The following is an 18,016-nucleotide window of genomic DNA, read 5'->3' on the forward strand; positions in this document are numbered from 1 at the left end:
TTCCTTAACGCTGAGCAAGGGCGTTGTTACCGTTCGTGGTCAATATTCCGAGGCGCCCGCCTCTGACGTGCGGTTTCGCCGCTAACTACATTCACGATCACGAATCGTCATTGACCGGTGACGGAGAGTTGATTAGCTTGACTCGCGGTCAGGAGGGCCAGTTCCCGGCCGCCTGGACCGTCCTCCCGCGTGTGCACCGGAAAGGGCTCTGACCTGCAATGTTGCATACTCTCATCGTCGGGATGGGCAGGGCGGGCCGGGGCCTGCACCTGCCGTCGCTCGACAAGGTGCGCGCCGCCGCCCCCGGGCTGCTGGCCGACGGGCCGGTCGTCGCGTTCGACCCGCTCCGCCCGCCGCCCGACGTCCCCGGCATGGTGCGGGCGGAGTCGCTGGAGGAGGCGGCCCGGTGCCGCCCGCCCGCGCTGACGGTCGCGCACCTGTGCACGCCGCCGCAGGCCCGCGCGGCGCTGCTGGCCCGGCTCGCCGGCCTCGGCTACCGCAAGATCATCGTGGAGAAGCCGCTGGCCGTGGACCTGCCCGGGCTCGCCGAGGTGGCCCGGATCCGGCGCCGCTGGGGCCTGGACGTCGCCGTCGCCACGCACTGGCTCGACAGCGACCTCACCCGGCGGCTGCGGACGGCGGTGGCCGCGGGCGAGTACGGGGCGCTGCGGCGGATCCGCGTCGTCCAGAACAAGCCGCGGTTCACCCGCAGCATCGCGGCCCGCGACCATCCGACGGCGTTCGACGTCGAGCTGCCGCACGCGCTCGCCGTGGTGCTCAGCCTCGCCGGGGGCGCGCGGATCGTCGACGCGTCCTGGGACGACCTGGTCCTCGGCCGGACGCGGGTGCCGCGCCTCGGCCGCGCCCGGCTGCGGCTGGAGCACGCCGGGGGCGTCCGCACCGAGATCGACTCCGATCTGACCTCCCCGGTCCGCGAGCGGAGCATCACCCTGCACTTCGACCGGGCCGTCCTGGTCGGCCACTACCCGTGCAGCGACACCGACCACACCGCCCAGCTGCGCACCGTCCGGCCCGGCGGCGAGGCGAGCCGGGCCGTGTTCACCGACGACGCGTTCCCGGCGTTCCTGCATGGTGCGTACGTCCGGTACGCGCGGTCGGTGACGTCGATGCACCGGACGCTCCCCGTGCAGGTGGACGCGGTCCGGCTGCTCACCGAGGCCAAGCGGTTGTGCGCCGCGGAGGACGTCGCGGGGGAGGAGGTGCGGGATGTCCCGGCCGTCCGCTGAAGGCGTACCGGACGGGATCCGGCTCGCGGGCATCGGCGACGAGGCCTCGCCGGGCCTCGCCGGCCAGATCGGCGCGGTGGCGGAGCTCGGCTGGCACCGGCTGGAGCTGCGCGCGATCGGCGGCACGCCCGTCGCGCGGCTGGACGAGCGGGCGTTCCGGCACGCGGTGGGGCTGCTGGAGTCGGCGGGGACGTCCGTCGCGGGCGTCGCGTCGAAGATCGGCGACTGGTCGCGGCCGGCCACCGGCGACTTCGCCCTCGACCTCGACGAGCTGGACGTGCTCGCCCGCCGCTGCGACGTCCTCGGCACCCGGCTGGTGCGGATCATGTCGTACCCGTCCGGGGGCCTGGACGAGCCCGAGTGGGGGCGGCGCGCCTGCGAGCGGCTGCGCGAGCTGGCGCTGCGCGCCGAGGACCACGGTCTGGTCCTGGCGCACGAGAACTGCGCGGGATGGGCGGGCGACCGCGCCGACCGGATGATCGACCTGGTCACCGGTATCGGCAGCCCGGCGCTGCGGCTGCTGTTCGACATCGGCAACGGCGTGGCGCACGGGTACCCGTCCCTGCCGATGCTGCGGGAGATCCTCCCTTACGTCGTGCACGTCCACGTGAAGGACGCGCGCGTCGGGAAGGACGGCGAGGTCGCCTTCGTGTCGCCCGGGACAGGGCAGGCGGAGGTCGCCGAGTGCCTGCGGCTGCTGCTGCGGCACGGTTACGGCGGCGTGCTCTCGATCGAACCGCACCTCGCGCTGGCCCCTCACCTCGGGTCGGGCGCGGGTGATCCCGCCGCGTTCGTCGCGTACGGGAGGGCCCTTGAGCACCTGATCGGCGAGATCGGAGGCGCGCGGTGACCGCGGCCGGCCTGCCCGCGCCGTTCGGCCCCGACGACCGCGACCTGCTGCTCCGGCTCCTCCGGCTGCCGACCGCCGGGCCGCTGGAACCGGGCTCGCCGCCGCCGCGGCTGGCCGAGGCGCAGGCCGTCTACCGGCGGCACGCCGCCGAGATCGGGCTGCGGACCGTCCGGCACGCCCCCGCCGAGCCCGCCGACCTGGACGGCGGGCCGGTCCCCGCGGCGGTCCGCGCGGCCGCGTCACGTCCCGGGTTCCTCGCCGGCCAGCCCAGCCTCGTCCTCCGCCTCGGCCCGGACGACCTGCCCGCCGCCCGCACGGTGATGTTCAACGTGCACCTGGACACCGTCGCCGGCCGGCAGCCGGTTTCCTTCGACGGCGAACGCTTCCACGGGCGCGGCGCGATCGACGCCAAGGGGCCGGCGGTCGCGCTGCTCGCCGGGATCCGCGCCGCGCGCGCCGCGCGTCCCGCCCTCGGCCGCGACGTCGGCGTGCTGGTGCAGGCCGTCGCGGGCGAGGAGGGCGGCGCGATGGGCGTGTTCGGCACCCGGCCGCTCGTCCGCCGCGGCTACACCGGACGGCTGAACGTCTTCTGCGAGCCGACCGGCGGACGGTTCATGGCGCGCAGCACCGCGGCGATGACCGCGCGGATCGTGGTGGACGGCGACGACGCCATCGACGACCGGCCGGGCCACGGCCACAACGCCAGCGTCCTGCTGGGCTTCCTCGCCCAGCATCTGGGTCGCGCGCTCGGCACGTCGGTGCCGCACGCGACCGTGTGCGTGGCGGGCCTGCACACCGGGACCCAGCACAACAAGGTGTACGGCGGCGGTTCCCTGCTGCTCAATCTCGCCTACGCATCGCCGGACGCCGCCCGCCGCCTCGAACGGGAGCTGCGGACGGCGCTGGACGAGGGCCTGGCGGAGTTCGCGTTCGCGTTCGCCGGCACGCCGCTGTTCGGCCGCACCGCCGCCGACGCCCGCGCCGTCACCCGGCTCGAATGGCTCAAGCACGGGCTGCCCGTCCTCGACGACCGCGACGCCTGGGGCCACGCGCTGCTGCGCGAACGCGCGGGCGTCGCGCCCTGGCCGTCCGGCGAACCGGCGTTCACCTGCGACGCGATCTGGATGTCGCAGGTCCCCGGCGCGTGCACCGTCGTGCTCGGCCCCGGGGACCTCGCCGCCAACAACGCCCACGCCGACGGCGAGTTCGCCGGCGCCGGCCAGCTCGCGGACTTCGCCGCCACCGTCTCCCGCGTCCTCACCGCCTTCACCGACGACCTGAATGGATCACCGTGACCACGACCTCGCCCTCCTGGCACGCCTCACCCGCCCCCGGCACCGCTCCGCGAGCGGAGGCCCGGCACGTCCGGGTCGCCTACACCGACCTGCTCGATTTCACCGTGGCCGTGTTCCGGCGCTGCGGGCTGCCGTCCGCGCGGGCGGACGCGGCGGCGCGGGCGCTGTGCTACGGCGACCTCACCGGCATGACGTCCCACGGGCTGACCAACCTCACCCGCCTCTACCTGCCGCTTTTCGAGGACGGGCGGGTCGACCCGGGCGCGGAGCCGCGGCCGGTCGCCGACCGCGGGGCGTCGGTCCTGCTGGACGCGGGGCGCGCGCTCGGCCTGTGGGCCGGGGAGGCCGCCATGGACCTCGCGGTCGAGCGCGCCGCGACGTTCGGGATCGGGATGGTGGCCGTGCGCGGGGCGACGCACTTCGGCTGCGCCGGGCACCACGCGCTGCGCGCGGTGCAGCACGCCATGATCGGCCTGGTCGCGTCCAACTGCGGCCGGCAGCGGATCGCCCGGCCGCCCGGCGGCGCCGTCGCGATGCTCGGCACCAACCCGCTGAGCATCGCCGCGCCGGCCGGTCCGCATCCGCCGTTCGTGCTGGACATGAGCACGACCGCCGCCCCGACGGGCCGGATCCGGCAGGCGGCCCGCGAGGGGCGGACGGTTCCGGAGGGCGTGCTGCGCGGCGACGACGGCGCCATGGTCACCGACCCGGCCGCCTTCGACGAGGGGCGGGCGCACCTGATGTGGCTGGGCGGCGAGGCCGGCCAGCACAAGGGGTTCGGGCTCGGCATCGCGGTGGAGATCCTGGCCGCCGTCGTGTCCGGCGCGGGCCTCGGCGCGCACCCCGACGCGTTCGGCGGCGACGGCGGGCCGTCCGGCCGCGACGACGACATCGGCTTCTTCACCGCCGCGATCGCCCCGGACGCGCTGCGCGCCGGCGCCGCCGACGACGCGGGCACCCTGTTCGGCGCCCTGCTGGGCTGCCCGCCCGCCGACCTCGCCGATCCCGTCCGGTATCCCGGCTGGTACGAGCATCAGCGGGCGCAGGAGCGGCTGCGCAACGGCGTCCCGCTGGCCGGGGACCTCTACCGGGAGCTGTGCGAGACCGCGTCGCGCCTCGCCCTTCCCGCGCCCGCCGCGCTGGACCGGCCGTGACCGCGCCGCTGCGCGTCGGCGTCGTCGGCCTCGGCGTGATCTCCCGCTTCTACCTCGCGGCGCTGCGCGCCTCGTCCTCGATGGAGCTGGTCGCCGTGTGCGACCGCGACCCCGCCAAGGCGGGCTCCTGCCCGGAGCCGGGCTACACCGACCATGCCCGGCTGCTCGACGAGGAACGTCCGGACGCGCTGGTCGTCACCGTGCCGAACGACGTGCACCTGAGCGTGTGCGCCGACGCGCTGGAACGCGACGTGGCCGTCTGCGTGGAAAAACCCCTCGCCCTGGACGTCGCGCAAGGAGCCGCGCTGCGGCGGCTCGCCGACCGGCGGAACGTCCCGCTGTTCACGGCCTTCCACCGCCGCTACAACGCGGCGGTCGCGCGGCTGCGCGAGGAGTGCGCCGGCTCTCGGATCACCGAGGTGACCGTCCGCTACCTCGAACGCATCGAGGAGCACGCCGGCGACGACGGCTGGTACCTGGACCCGCAGCGCTGCGGCGGCGGATGCGTCGCCGACAACGGCCCCAACGCCTTCGACCTGCTGAACCTGCTGCTCGGGCCGGCCGAGGCGGCGCCGGAGGTGGTGCGCGCCCGGATCGGGCGGGACGCCCGCGGCACCGACCGCCGGGCCGACGTCCGGCTGCGGAGCCGGACGGCCGGCGCGCGGATCCTGCTCGACTGGTCGTATCCCGGAGAGCGCAAGGACGTCGACGTCCACCTGGCGGACGGGCGCACGCTCCACGCGGACATGCTCGCCGGCCATGCCGGCTTCAAGGGCTCCCTGTGGCACGAGTACGTGGGCGTGCTGCGCGACTTCGAGCGGTGCGTCCGCGATCCCGGACGGCCCGACGGCGGCCTCGCGGCCCTCCGGTTCGTCCGGGCCGCCTACCACCTGGCGGAACCGCGGCCCGGCAAGCCCTGCGCACCGGCCGCGGCGGCGTCGCCGGGCACGGCGGTGGGCGACGACGCCCGGACGGGAGGCGCGGGATGAACCCGCTGGAGGACGGGCCGAAGAGCGCGGTCGCCGCGACGCTCGTGAAGGTGCTGGCGCACCGGCGGACGGACCGGGGCATGCTGCTGGAGCCGTTCGCCAGCCGCTGCGTCCGCGCCGGGGAGGTCCACGAGCTGGTGGCCACCGACCACGGCGAGACCGCCGCCGGCGCGCGCATCGACCGCGTCGCGTTCCTCGGCTTCGCCGAGATCAACGCGGCGGGCGTCCTCGACCGCGGCGACGAGCTGTGGATCGCGGGGCGGCGCATCGGCGTCCTGCTCGGCTTCGACGGCTGCCACCTGCCCAACCACTACAACGTGCTGGTGCGCGCCGAGCCGGCGCGCACCGGGACCGAACTCGGCCTTTCACCGGGGGAGCGGCTGGCGTTCTGCCAGGGCGCCCCGCCGATGCGAATCGGCTGAAAAACGCGCCCGCGCCCGAAATGTAACGGGCGCTTATCCGGCGTGCGCCGGCCTCGCCCTATTCCAGTGACGCGACGTTCTACGGTGAGTTATCAAGCCCTTACTCAAAGTGCATGGCCCGAGGGATTGGACTTAGGCAGAGTGGGTGCTGCGAGGCGGAATCCGGACCACTGGCCGGATCCGCGGAGATTCGCTCGTCCGCCCACTTCACCGCACGGTGCAGAAGGAGAACGAAATGGTCATGGCCACCACCCAGTCCAACCGCCTGGAAGAGCGGTTCCGGCTGTGGGACCGCAACGGCAACGGCGTCGTCGAGCGCTCGGACTTCGAGCGCGAGGCCGACGACATCATCGCCCGGCTCGGCGCGCAGGGCACCCCCCAGGCCGACAAGCTCAGGCAGGCCTACCTCGGCATGTTCGACAAGCTGGCCGAGGCGGCCGGCAGCCCGGCGATGAACCGCGGCCAGTTCCTGCAGGCCGCCGACCAGGAGATCATCGGCAAGGGCGACGACGGGTTCGCCTCCGTGGTGAAGCCGACCATCGAGGCGATCGTCGGGATCCTGGACCGCGACGGCGACGGCGAGGTGTCGCCGGGGGAGATGCACGGCTGGTTCGCCGCGATCGGCCTGGACGGCGGGGTCGCCGACAGCGCCTTCCGCCAGCTCGACATCGACAACAGCGGAAAGCTGTCGGTGAAGGAACTGGTCGACGCGGTCCGCGACTACCACCTCGGCCGCAACGACATCCCGCTGCTCGGTCGCTGACCGGTCCGTCTCGAAAGAACAATGCCGCCCGGGAGGTTTCCGCCGCCGTTTCGACGGCGGCCCGGGAATCCTCCCGGGCGGCGCCCCCCCGCCCTCTCACCCCGGTGCAGGAAATCGTGCAGACAACACCGCCGAATGCCCTTTCCCATGTCCCGACCATCCCCATTCCGTTCTTCGACCAGTCCGCGAGTTTCCAGGAGCACTGGGAGGGGATCAGAAAACACCTCGACGACGTTCTGGACAACGGAAAGTTCTCGCACGGCGCGAAGGTCGCGGAACTGGAGGACCGGCTCGCGGCCTGGACCGGGGCCGGCCATGTCGTGGCGGTCAACTCCGGCACCGACGCGCTGATCCTGCTGCTGCGCGCCGCCGGGCTGGAACCGGGCGACGAGGTGATCGTGCCCGCCTGCTCGTTCATCGCCACGGCGAGTTCGGTGGTCCTCGCGGGCGGTGTCCCGGTCTTCGCCGACATCGAGGAGGACGGCCACGGCCTCGACCCGCGCGCGGCCGACGCCGTGGTCACCCCCCGTACCGGGATGATCATGCCGGTGCACCTGTTCGACCGCATGGCCGCCATGCGCGGGCTGCGCGAGGTGGCGCGGCGCCACGGCCTGACGCTCGTGGAGGACAGCGCGGAGGCCGTCGGGATGCGGATGGACGGGGTGCACGCCGGGCTGCACGGCGCCGGCGGGGTCCTGTCGTTCTTCCCCGCCAAGACGCTCGGCGGCATCGGCGACGGCGGGGCGGTGCTGACCGACGACGAGTCCGTCGCCGAGACCGTCCGGATGCTCTGCCACCACGGGCGCGGCGGCCGGACGCTCGACAACTTCCCCGGCATCTCCAACGCCACGGTGGTGCCGGGGCGCAACAGCAAGATGGACGACGTCCAGGCGGCCGTCCTGCTGGCCAAGCTCACCACCCTCGACGCCGACATTGCCCGCCGCGCGGAACTGGCCGAACGCTACGACGCCCGGCTCCGCGAGGTGCCCGGCGTCCGCGGCGTCCCCGGCGCGCATCCACCGCCGCTCGGGAGCAACCGCGTGTCCTACGTCCAGCTCGTGCACGTCGAGGACCGCGACGCCCTCGCCGCGCACCTGGCCGCCCGGGGGATCGGGACGGAGACCTACTACCCGGTCCCGCTGCACCTGCAGCCGTGCTTCGCGCATCTCGGCCACCGGCCCGGCGACTTCCCGCGCGCGGAGGCGGCGTGCGCCACCGCGCTCGCGCTCCCGCTCTATCCCGACCTGCGCGACGACCACGTCGACCGGGTCTGCGACGAGATCGAGCGCTTCTACGAACGGAGGCCGCGATGACCGCCCCGCCCATCGCGACGATCCCGTTCTTCTCACCCGACCTGTTCGAGCGGGACCGCGACGTGCTCCTCGACATCGTGCACGCCGTCGGGACCGGCCCGGACCAGAAGTTCATCCTCGGTGAACGGACCGCGCGGTTCGAGGGCGCGCTGGCGGCCCGGACCGGCGCCGGGGACGTCGTCGCCTGCTCCAGCGGCACGTCCGCGCTCACCCTCATCCTGGCCGCGATGGGCGTCGGCCCCGGCGACGAGGTCGTCGTGCCCGCGTTCGGCTGCGCGCCGCTGGCCGCGACCGTCATCGACGCGGGCGCGCGGCCGGTGTTCGCCGACATCGACCCGGTGCGGCTGACCGCCGACCCCGCGGCCGCCGAGTCGCTGATCACGCGGCGCACCAAGGCGCTGCTCGCCGCCCACATGTTCTCGGTGATGGCGGACATGCCCGCCTTCCGCGACCTCGCCGGGCGGCGCGGCGTACGGCTGATCGAGGACTCGGCGCTCGCCCAGGGCGGGACGCTCCTGGACCGCCCGGCGGGACGCTGGGGCGACGCGGGGCTGTACTCGTTCGTCCAGGTGAAGACGTTCGGCATGCCCGGAGAAGGCGGCGTGGTCGTCACCGACGACGGCGACCTGGCCGCCGAAGTCCGGATGCTGCGCAACCACGGCCAGGACGGCGTGCACCGCTTCGTCCACCACCGGATCGGCCACAACAGCCGGTTCGACGAGGTGATGGCCGCGTTCCAGCTGCACCGGCTGCACGGCCTGGACGACCGGCTCGCGCGCCGCGCCGAGATCTCCGCCTACTACTCCCGCCGCTTCGCGCCGCTTGCCGAACGCGGTCTGACCGCTCCGCCGGAGGGCGGCGACGGCCGCTTCCACTACGTCTACACCGTCCTCACCGACGACCGGGACGCGCTGGACGCGCACCTCGCCGCGCACGGCGTCACCGCGCACGTGTACTACCCGCGCCCGCTGCCCGCCCAGCCCGCGTTCGCGCCCTACGCGCGGCCCGGCGGGACGTGGCCGCACGCCGAGTCCGCCGCGCGGCGCAACATCTCGCTTCCGCTGTATCCGAACCTGACCGATGCGCAGGTGGAGCACATCGCCGACACCGTCTGCGCGTTCACCGACGTCCACGGGGGGACGAGATGAGTCAGCAGACCGCTCTCGGGCCGGCCGGCGTCTCCGGGCGCGGCGACCTCGCCGCCTACGCCCGGCTGGCCAAGCTCGACATCTACGACTACTACCTCGGCCTCCTGGTCGTGTGGGCGCTGCTCGCCTCCGCCGTCCGCTGGAAGCCGCAGACGCTCGGGCTGCTCGCGCTGACCCTCGTCGCCGAGGTCGTCGTGGTGGCCGCCATGGTCGGCTTCGACGACGTCACCGGATACCGCGACGGCAGCGACGCGGCCAACTACGGCTCCGACGCGGCGCGGCGCCGGCTGGCCCGCAAGCCCCTCGTCGCGGGGACGCTGACCGAGGCGCAGGCGCTGCGGTTCTCGTGGGCCGCGACGGTGCTCGGTTCGGCCCTGTGGGCGGCGGTGGTCGCGCTGGCCCCGCACCGCCCGGTGTGGGCGGTCGTGCTGGCGGCCGTGTGCGTGGCGGCGTCCGTCCAGTACTCGTGGGGCCTGAAGATCAGCTATCGCGGGTTCCAGGAGCTGTTCCTCATCGGCCTCGGCGTCGGCTGGACGCTGGTGCCGTACGGGCTGCTGACCGGCGGGGCGAGCGGCTTCGTCATCATGCAGGCGGTGCTGTTCGGGTCCGGGCCGATGCTGTTCGGCCTGTACTCCAACACCAACGACGCCGACGGCGACCGTGCGGCCGGGCGCATCACCGTGGCCACCCTGGTATCCGCGCCGGCGCACCGGGTGTTCGTCGCCGCTATGACGGGGGCGCAGGTCGTGCTGGTCGCCGGGGCGACGGTGACGGGTGTGGCGCCATGGTGGTTCGCCGTCGCGATGGTCCCGCTCGTCGCCATGCGGCTCGCCCAGCTGGTGATCGGGTTCCGTGGGGACATCCTGCGCGCGCGCCGGATCGCCATCCACGCGCACCGTGTCACGGTGGTGCTGCTCGTCGCCGCCGACCTGACCGCGGGAGCGCTGTCATGACGGCCGCGCGGCCCGCGCTGGACGTCGCCGTGGTCGGAGCGGGCCCCGCCGGGCTGGCCGCCGCCTACGCGCTGGCCGAGGCCGGGTGCACCGTCCGGGTCCTGGAGGCCGCCGACGCCGTCGGCGGGCGGATGCGGACCGTCCGCGAGCACGGCTGCCTGATCGACACCGGCGCCGAGATGTTCCCCGGACGCGCTGGCTATCCCGCGACCTGGCGGCTCATCACCGCGCTCAAGCTGGACCGCGACCCCGATGCCGTGCCGAACGTCCGCGACGCCGTGGCCGTGTGGCGGGGCCGCCGCCCGCGCCCGCACGTCGGCCGTCCCCTGGGCCTGCTGACGGGAGCGGGTCTCGGGCTGCGCGCGCGCCTCGACCTGGTGCGGCTCCAGGCGCGGCTGGCGCGGCTCGGCGACCTCGACTCCGCCCGTCCCGAAGCCTCCGCCCTCGGGTCGCAGACCGTCGCGGACCTCGTCCGCCCCTACCACCGTGACGTGCACGACTACCTCATCGGCCCGCTGGCCTGCGGATTCTTCGGCTGGGACCCCGAACGCTCCGCCGCCGCCCCGCTCGCCGCGCACCTCGCCTCCTGCTGCGGCTCCGCCTCCTGGCACACCTACCGCGACGGAATGGACACCCTGGCCCGCGCCCTCGCCGGCCGTCTGGACGTCACCACCGGGCACCCCGTCACCCGCGTGACCGGGGACGACGGGCTCGTCCTGCTGGAATCGCCGCGCGGCACCGTCACCGCCCGCACGGCGGTGCTGGCCGTCCCCGCCCCCGTCGCGGCGCGTCTGTACGCCGACGAACGCGCCGCCGTGCAGACCTTCCTGGACGAGTGCGGCTACACGCCGATGCTGCGCGTCAGCCTCGTCCTGGACGAGCCGCTGGCGCCCGGCGGGGCACATGCGTCGTTCGCCACCCTCATCCCCGCCGACGCCGACCGGCTGCTGAGCGTCATCACCGCCGACCACCGCAAGCACCCCGGGCGGGCGCCCGACGGCGGCGGCCTGGTGTCGCTCATCGCCTCGCCGCGCGGCTGCACCGAACTCCTCGGCCTGCCCGACCGGACGGTCGCCGAACGGCTGATCGCGCGCGGCGAGCGGTTCGTCCCCGGGCTGGCGGCGCATGTCGCACACGCCCGGGTGCACCGGTTCGAGCACGGGCTGCCGGAGGCGACGCCGCGCGCGCTGCGGCTGCGCGGCGCGTTCGCCCGGCGTTCCGTCGCGGCGGTCGAGTACGCGGGCGACTGGACGATGCTGCGCCCGTGCAGCGAGGGCGCCGTCGCGTCCGCCGCCCTGGCCGCCGAACGGGTCCTGGCCTACCTCGCGGCGGCCCCGGACTCCGCCCACCCCCTGGCCGGCGCCGCGCCTGCCCGTCCGGCCGCCGTGAGCGCGACGGCGGAGGTCCGCGCATCGTCCGACCCCCGTCCCGACGACCAGAGGTGAGGCGATGGCCCTCTTCAGCAGGCGGATCGAACTGGGCACGCTCTTCGAGGACGCGGCCGACCGCGGCGGCGCCATGACCGTGCACTTCAGCCGGCCGCTGGACATCGCCCCCGGCATGGGCACCGCGCTCGACGTCCCGGCGGCGGCCCGGCTCGTGCTGGACGCCGCCGGATGGTTCGCCGCCGCCGGCGTCGAGCCGGGCGACCGCGTCGCGATCATCAAGCGCAACCACTGGGACCTGGTGCTGCTGTGCTGCGCCGCGGCCCGGCTCGGCGCGGTGCCGGTGCCGCTGTCGGCGCACCTGGACGCCGACGTCATGGAGATCCTGCTCAAGCGGCTGGACCCGGCGCTGCTCGTCATCGACTCCGCGCGGCTCGCCGCCGGCCGGGTGCTGCCCTGCCTGGCGTCCCGGACGCTGGTGCTCGACGGCAGGCCCGACGGCAGGCCCGATGGCGCCGGAGCGGACGGGCCGCGGACGGTGCTCTCGCTCACCGACGTCCGCGGCCATGCCGCCCCGCCCCCGCAGCGTCCCCTGACCGACGACCCGCTCGTCATCCTCCACACCTCCGGGACCACCGGGGTGCCGAAGCTCGTCGTGCACTCCACCCGCACCCTGCTGAGGCGGCTGGCCGGCTTCGAGGCGCACCGCTGGCCCGTGCTCGCCAGCCGTCCCGGGGACGTGGTCGCGGGCGCGTTCTCCTTCGCCCACGGCCGTGCGCTGGCCTGGACCGCGAGCGTGCTGCAACTCGATCCCGAGAAGCTGCTGGTGGTGACCGGTTCCGACTGGGACGAGGCCCGTCCGCTGCTGGAGCGGCACCGGCCCACCACCGTGGAGGCGCAACCCTCGACGTACGTGCGGTGGCGTTCGCACGCGCGCGCGCAGGGCGACGCGTTCGAGCGCGTCCGGCTGTACATCAGCACATTCGACGCCGTGCATCCGCCTACAGTGCGGACGTACCTCAACGCCACCCGCCACCGGCGGCCGATCTGGCTGCAGGGGTGGGGACAGAGCGAGACGGGGCCGCTCACCTTCCGCTTCCTCACGCGCCGCGCCCTGCGGTCCGAGCGCGACCGGCATCCGACGACCCGCGACCTCGGCCGTCCCGTCCCCGGACGCAGCCGGCTGTGCGTCGTCGACCGCGAGACCCTGCGGCCCGTGCGGCGCGGCACCCCGGGCCTGCTGGTGTGCACGACGAAGGCACTGTGCCTGGACTACGTGGGGGAGCGGCAACGCTACCGGCGCAAACGCTCGGGGAAGTGGTTCGTCACCGGGGACGTCGGCGTCCTCACCCCGCGGGGGCGCCTGCTCCTGCTGGACCGGGAGGCCGACACCCTGCCGGAGGGCAGCTGCGTCGAACTGGAGGACGTGCTCGAAGACCGGCTGCCGGACGTCGTCGAATGCATCGTCCTCGGCGTCCCAGGCGGCCGCTGCGTTCCCGTGGTCGTCACCGAGGACGGCGAGCTGGACCCGGTGCAGTGGCGCAAGGCGACCGCCGACCTGCCCGACCTCGCCGAACCGGTCGTCTCGGCCTGGGACCGGATACCGCGGACCGGGACCGGCAAGGTGCGGCGGGCTGCCCTGCGCGAGCGCCTCGGCGTGTCTCCCGAGACCTACGGTACGGGGAAGTGGACGTGAAGGCGGCCGCTCCTTTCCTGGAAACGCCGGCGTCCCGGCCGCTGGACGGGACGGTCGTGCGCGCGCTCGGCGACACGGTGCCGGTGCGGGTCGCGGTCGCGCGGCTGCGGGCGCTCGGCTGCTCGATCGAGACCGGCGGCGGGCCGCCGCCGCTGGACGCGCCCGCCGGGCGGCTGCGCGTCGTCCGGGCGCCGTGGATCCCCGGCGATCAGGCACTGCCCGACTGCCGTATCGGCTGGTCCGGGCCGGTGAGGGTGCCGATGACCGGTGAGCGGGACGTGCAGGCCGCCTGCGGCATCATGCAGGTCCACGGGCGCGCCACCGGCGAGCCGCGCGCCCTGCGCATCGACTACGCCTCGGTGTGCGCGGGCGTGCTCGCAGCGCAGACGATCACTGCGGGGATGCTGGCCGTGCTGCGGGGCGGGGCGGACGTCCGCGCGGCGACCTCGGTCGCCCAGGCCGCGGCGCTCGCCCTCACCCAGTACGTCGCCGTCGCCACCACCGACCCCGGCTCCGGCTCCGGCTCCTCCCGCCCGGATCCGGAGCCGGGCGCCGAGCGGACGCCGCCGTTCCGATCGGCCGACGGCGTCCGTCTCGAGATCGAGACGTTCCGGGCCGAGACCTGGCTGCGCTTCTGGACCGGGCTGGGCGCCGAACGCTCCGCGATCGTCGCCGGCTGGCCGCCGTTCCAGCAGCGCTTCGCCACCGGGACCTGCGATCTCCCCGCCGGACTGCAGGCCGCCGTCGCCGCGCGGGACCATCTCGCGGTGCGCCGCGCCGCCGAGGACGCCGGCGTCAGCATCGTGACGGTCAACGACGCCGGGACACCGCTGCCGCCGCCACCCGGCTCCCCGTGGCGGCTCCGTCCCCTGTCGGATGCCCCATCTCCCGGGGCGGTGCCCGCACCGGACGGCCCGTCCCGGGGCGTCGAGGGCGGGCCGCTGGCCGGGTTACGGGTCGTCGAGGCCACCAACCGCGTCCAAGGACCGCTCGCCGGGCACGTCCTCGGCTTGCTCGGCGCCGACGTCGTCCGCGTCGAACCGCCCGGCGGCGACCCGATGCGCGGCGTCCCGCCCATGGCGGGGGAGTGCTCGGCCCGCTTCCTCGCGCTCAACCGCGGGAAGGGCGCCGTCGAGGCCGACCTGAAGACCGAGGCGGGACGCGAGCGGGCGCTGCGGCTCGCCGCCTCGTCGGAGGTGTTCCTGCAGAACTGGGCGCCGGGCCGCGCCGCCCGGTTCGGGCTGGACGCCGCCGCCTTTGCCGCCGTGCAGCCCCGTCTCGTCTACGCGTACGCCGGCGGGTGGGGAGAGGTTCTTCCGGCGCCGCAGCCGATGGGCACCGACTACCTGGTCCAGGCGCACACCGGTGTCGCGGCGCTGCTGTCACCTCCCGGCGCGCCTCCCACACCGACGCTGATGACGATCATCGACGTGCTCGGCGCGCTCATCAGCGCCGAAGGCGTCGTCGCGGGCCTCCTCGCCGCCGCCCGCATCGGCACCGGCGTGCAGGTCGAGACGGGCCTGGCCGACGCCGGGCGCCTGCTACGCGAGTCCCATGACCCGGGCGCCCGCGCCGCCGCACGGACCGCGCCGGTGGTGTCCGACCTCGCCGCGATGGCCGCCGACCCCGCGTACGCGGCACTTTTCGAAACCGATGGAGCCGCCGTTTACAGCCGTGCGCCGTGGACGTTCACGCGGCCTTCTTCCTGGCAGAGAGAGGCAATATGAAATCCGCCGCATCCACGGTCTGGACATCGGCCAACGGGATCGCTCTGGCCGACCGGGTCCCCGCCGAACTGCGAGCCGCCTGGACCATCGCCGGATCGTGCCCGGGCCGCGACCTTTACACGCTGTTCCGCGAGAACGTGCGCACCGCACCCGAGTCCGAGGCCGTCGTCGACGACGCGGGCGCGCTCTCCTACCTGGCGCTCGACGACCGCGTCCGCCGCGCCGCCGCCGCGCTGCACGCCGCGGGCCGGGGACCCGCCGACATCATCGCCGTCCTGCTGCCCAACGGCCGCGACGCGGTCGTCGCCGAACTCGCGATCGCGGCGATCGGCGCCGTCGCCCTGCCGATCCCGCACACGCACGGGCCCCGGAACGTCGCGAGCCTCCTCCGCCGGTCCCGCGCCGCGGCGCTCATGGCGACCGCGGCCACGATGCGCGCCGCCGAAGGCGTTTCCGACCTGCAACGATGGACGCCCGGCCACCCGCCGTGCGACGACGTGCATGGGCTGGACGAAGCCGATGACGGGCAACTCGGCGCGTGGCGGTCCGTCCCCGTCGACGCGGAGGCACCGGCCCGCATCCTCGTCTCCTCGGGGTCGGAGTCGGAGCCGAAGATGGTGGCGTACTCGCACAACGCGATGGCGGGCGGACGAGGCAACTACGTCGCCGCGCTGCGCCGCGGCGCCGAGCCGATGCGCGCCCTGGTGCTGGTCTCCCTCGCCTCGTCGTACGGCTCGCTCGGGACGTCGGTGATCCTCGCCCGGCACGGCGGCACCCTTGTACTGATGCCGCAATTCGACGCCGCCGCCGCGCTAGAAGCCGTCGAACATCACCGGCCCACGCATTTGTTCGGCGTCCCCACAATGCTGTGGCGAATGGCGGAATGTGGCGGCGACGCCGACGTCTCCTCGCTGCGCGCCGTCGTTTCCAGCGCCGGGCCCGTGCATCAGCACGTCAGGGACGCGTGCGTCCGCCGGTTCGGCATGCCGCCCGTCAACATCTACGGGTCCAGCGACGGCGTCAACTGCCATACCGGCCGCAACCCGTACCGGTGGGAACCCGGGCTGGCCGGCGTCCCCGACCCCCGCGTGGCCAAGATCAGCATCCGCGACCCGCGGGGACGGCCGCTGCCGCGCGGCGAGGCCGGGGAGATCTGGGCGCTCGGCCCGATGTCCCCGCTGTGCCACGTCGCCGCGCCGGAACTCGACGACCGGTACCGCGCTCCCGGCGGCTGGGTCCGCAGCGGCGACCTCGGGACCCTGGACCGCGACGGCACCCTGTGGGTCCTCGACCGCCTCAAGCGCACCGTGATCCGCGGCGGCGTCAGCCTCTTCCCGGCCCAGGTCGAACGCGCTCTCATCTCCCATCCCGACATCACCGACGCGCACTGCGTGCCCGTGAACGACCTGGACCTGGGCGAACGCATGTGCGCCTGCGTGGCGCCGCGTCCGGGGGCCAATCCGCCGTCGCCCGCCGCCATGCTCGCCTACCTGGCCGAACACGGCGTCGACAAGCGCCAGCTGCCCGAACGCTTCCTGGTCCTGCCGGAACTGCCGGTCGGCCCCACCGGCAAGGTGAGCGTCAGCGCCCTCACCCGTATCGCCGCCGAGTCGGCCGTCCCCGCGGACTCCGACTCCGCCCAGGCACCGGCGGCCCTCGACGTGAGGACCGACCGGTGAGCCGGGTCGCGGTCCCGGCGCCGGCCGGCGTCTTCGGCGACGGGGACGAGCACAACGGCGAGCAGCACCGCCTGCTGAGCCTCGCCTACGACCCCTTCACCATCGACCGGCTGAAGGCGACGGGCATCGGACCGGGATGGCGATGCCTGGATGCCGGTGCGGGTAACGGGAGCGTGGCGGCCTGGCTGGCACAACGCGTCGGCCCTACGGGCAGCGTCACGGCCACGGACCTTCATCCGGCCCGCGTGCCCGACGTTGACGGGCTCCGGGTCGTCGAACACGACATCGTCCGCGACCCGCTCCCCGAGGGCGAGTTCGACCTCGTCCATGCCCGGCTCCTGCTGAGACTGCTGCCCGAACGCCTCGCCGTGCTCGACCGGCTCGTCCGCGCCCTCAAACCGGGCAGAGTACTGCAGATCGACGAGTTCGACGCCACCGACGCGCCCTGCCTGCAAGCGCCCGACGCCGCCGCACGCGCGCTGTACCGGACGTTCACGGCCACCAAGAACAGGCTCATGACCAGGAGGAACGTGGCCATCGCCTTCGGGCGTCAAGTGGCGGACGCGATGAGCCGCGCCAGGCTCGCCGACGTCACCTCCCACCGCCGCCTGGAACTGTGGAACGCACGCTCGCCGGGACTGCGGCTCCTCGCACATCACACCCGGCATCTCCGCGACGAACTCGTCCAGGCCGGGATGACCGATCGGCAACTGGCCGAGGTGCGGACACTGCTCGCGCACCCAGGCTTCCGCGCCTGCTCGTACGCCATGTACTCCGTGCAGGGCCGCCGCCCCGAGGAGGTTCGATGACCACGCCCCGTATCGACGTCCACGGCGCCGCCCCCGACGTCCACGCCGCGATGGCCGACCTCGACGCACTCGCGAGCGGACCGCTCGACCCGCTGCTCGCCGAACTCGTCCGCATCCGCGCCTCCCAGATCAACGGCTGCACGCTGTGCCTGTCCATCCACACGCGGGTGGCCCTGACGGCGGGGGAGCGGCAGGAGCGCCTGCAGTCCGTGGCGGCGTGGCGGACGAGCCCGCTGTTCACCGACGCCGAACGCGCCGCCCTCGAACTCGCCGAGGCGATGACCCTCATCACCGATGCGGGAGTCCCCGACGAGGTCTTCGCCGCGGCGCGCGAGCACTTCGACGAGACGCGGCTGACGCACCTGCTCTGGACGATCGCCGCCATCAACGCCTGGAACCGCGTCGGCATCGCCGCGTCCGCACCGGCCTGACCGGCGCCGCGCACTTCGGGTCCTCGGGAGGGAGCCGGGCATGGATCTGGTGGTCATCGGACTCGGCTATGTGGGACTTCCGCTGGTACGGGAGGCCTGCCGGGCCGGACTGCACGTCGGCGGCCTGGACCGCGACGCCCGCGTCGTCGCCGGCC

At 74.5% G+C, this 18,016-nt stretch carries 16 protein-coding genes; all 16 read left to right on the top strand.

Annotation, left to right across the window (positions count from 1 at the left end):
* Positions 1-242: 242 nt before the first annotated feature.
* Complete coding sequence (locus tag J4709_RS49305; RefSeq protein ID WP_232385243.1) at positions 243-1,247, top strand: Gfo/Idh/MocA family oxidoreductase; 1,005 nt, start codon at positions 243-245, stop codon at positions 1,245-1,247.
* Positions 1,228-2,097: a sugar phosphate isomerase/epimerase family protein gene (locus J4709_RS49310; RefSeq protein WP_208252436.1), complete on the top strand. Its 870-nt coding sequence runs from the start codon at positions 1,228-1,230 to the stop codon at positions 2,095-2,097. The genes J4709_RS49305 and J4709_RS49310 overlap by 20 nt, the downstream gene beginning before the upstream one ends.
* Complete coding sequence (locus J4709_RS49315) at positions 2,094-3,392, top strand: M20/M25/M40 family metallo-hydrolase (protein WP_208252437.1); 1,299 nt, start codon at positions 2,094-2,096, stop codon at positions 3,390-3,392. The genes J4709_RS49310 and J4709_RS49315 overlap by 4 nt, the downstream gene beginning before the upstream one ends.
* Entirely contained in the window at positions 3,389-4,546 is a 1,158-nt protein-coding gene (locus J4709_RS49320; RefSeq protein ID WP_208252438.1) for an Ldh family oxidoreductase, read from the top strand. Before J4709_RS49315 ends, J4709_RS49320 begins: the two co-directional genes overlap by 4 nt.
* The gene (locus J4709_RS49325) at positions 4,543-5,535 is read left to right on the top strand and encodes a Gfo/Idh/MocA family protein (protein WP_208252439.1); all 993 of its coding nucleotides are present in this window, start codon (positions 4,543-4,545) and stop codon (positions 5,533-5,535) included. The genes J4709_RS49320 and J4709_RS49325 overlap by 4 nt, the downstream gene beginning before the upstream one ends.
* The gene (locus tag J4709_RS49330) at positions 5,532-5,957 is read left to right on the top strand and encodes a DUF6917 domain-containing protein (RefSeq protein ID WP_208252440.1); all 426 of its coding nucleotides are present in this window, start codon (positions 5,532-5,534) and stop codon (positions 5,955-5,957) included. The genes J4709_RS49325 and J4709_RS49330 overlap by 4 nt, the downstream gene beginning before the upstream one ends.
* A gap of 235 nt (positions 5,958-6,192) precedes the next feature.
* Positions 6,193-6,720 carry an EF-hand domain-containing protein gene (locus J4709_RS49335; protein WP_208252441.1) on the top strand — a complete coding sequence of 176 codons (528 nt, stop codon included), beginning with the start codon at positions 6,193-6,195 and terminating at the stop codon, positions 6,718-6,720.
* A gap of 116 nt (positions 6,721-6,836) precedes the next feature.
* A complete protein-coding gene (locus J4709_RS49340) occupies positions 6,837-8,033 on the top strand; it encodes a DegT/DnrJ/EryC1/StrS family aminotransferase (RefSeq protein ID WP_307802140.1) in 1,197 nt (398 codons plus the stop codon).
* Positions 8,030-9,181 carry a DegT/DnrJ/EryC1/StrS family aminotransferase gene (locus tag J4709_RS49345; RefSeq protein ID WP_208252442.1) on the top strand — a complete coding sequence of 384 codons (1,152 nt, stop codon included), beginning with the start codon at positions 8,030-8,032 and terminating at the stop codon, positions 9,179-9,181. Before J4709_RS49340 ends, J4709_RS49345 begins: the two co-directional genes overlap by 4 nt.
* A complete protein-coding gene (locus tag J4709_RS49350; RefSeq protein WP_208252443.1) occupies positions 9,178-10,134 on the top strand; it encodes a UbiA family prenyltransferase in 957 nt (318 codons plus the stop codon). The genes J4709_RS49345 and J4709_RS49350 overlap by 4 nt, the downstream gene beginning before the upstream one ends.
* Positions 10,131-11,579: an FAD-dependent oxidoreductase gene (locus J4709_RS49355; protein WP_208252444.1), complete on the top strand. Its 1,449-nt coding sequence runs from the start codon at positions 10,131-10,133 to the stop codon at positions 11,577-11,579. Before J4709_RS49350 ends, J4709_RS49355 begins: the two co-directional genes overlap by 4 nt.
* 4 nt (positions 11,580-11,583) lie before the next feature.
* Positions 11,584-13,215 carry a class I adenylate-forming enzyme family protein gene (locus tag J4709_RS49360; protein WP_208252445.1) on the top strand — a complete coding sequence of 544 codons (1,632 nt, stop codon included), beginning with the start codon at positions 11,584-11,586 and terminating at the stop codon, positions 13,213-13,215.
* A complete protein-coding gene (locus J4709_RS49365; RefSeq protein WP_307802141.1) occupies positions 13,206-14,942 on the top strand; it encodes a CoA transferase in 1,737 nt (578 codons plus the stop codon). The genes J4709_RS49360 and J4709_RS49365 overlap by 10 nt, the downstream gene beginning before the upstream one ends.
* Positions 14,939-16,621, top strand: coding sequence for a class I adenylate-forming enzyme family protein (locus J4709_RS54340; protein WP_232385244.1), 1,683 nt, complete (start codon positions 14,939-14,941; stop codon positions 16,619-16,621). Before J4709_RS49365 ends, J4709_RS54340 begins: the two co-directional genes overlap by 4 nt.
* Positions 16,618-17,430: a class I SAM-dependent methyltransferase gene (locus tag J4709_RS54345; RefSeq protein WP_307802142.1), complete on the top strand. Its 813-nt coding sequence runs from the start codon at positions 16,618-16,620 to the stop codon at positions 17,428-17,430. The genes J4709_RS54340 and J4709_RS54345 overlap by 4 nt, the downstream gene beginning before the upstream one ends.
* Positions 17,427-17,861: a carboxymuconolactone decarboxylase family protein gene (locus J4709_RS49375; RefSeq protein WP_208252446.1), complete on the top strand. Its 435-nt coding sequence runs from the start codon at positions 17,427-17,429 to the stop codon at positions 17,859-17,861. Before J4709_RS54345 ends, J4709_RS49375 begins: the two co-directional genes overlap by 4 nt.
* Positions 17,862-18,016 lie beyond the last annotated feature (155 nt).

It is taken from the genome of Actinomadura violacea, from assembly GCF_017573465.1.
GTDB classification, from domain to species: Bacteria; Actinomycetota; Actinomycetes; order Streptosporangiales; family Streptosporangiaceae; genus Spirillospora; species Spirillospora violacea.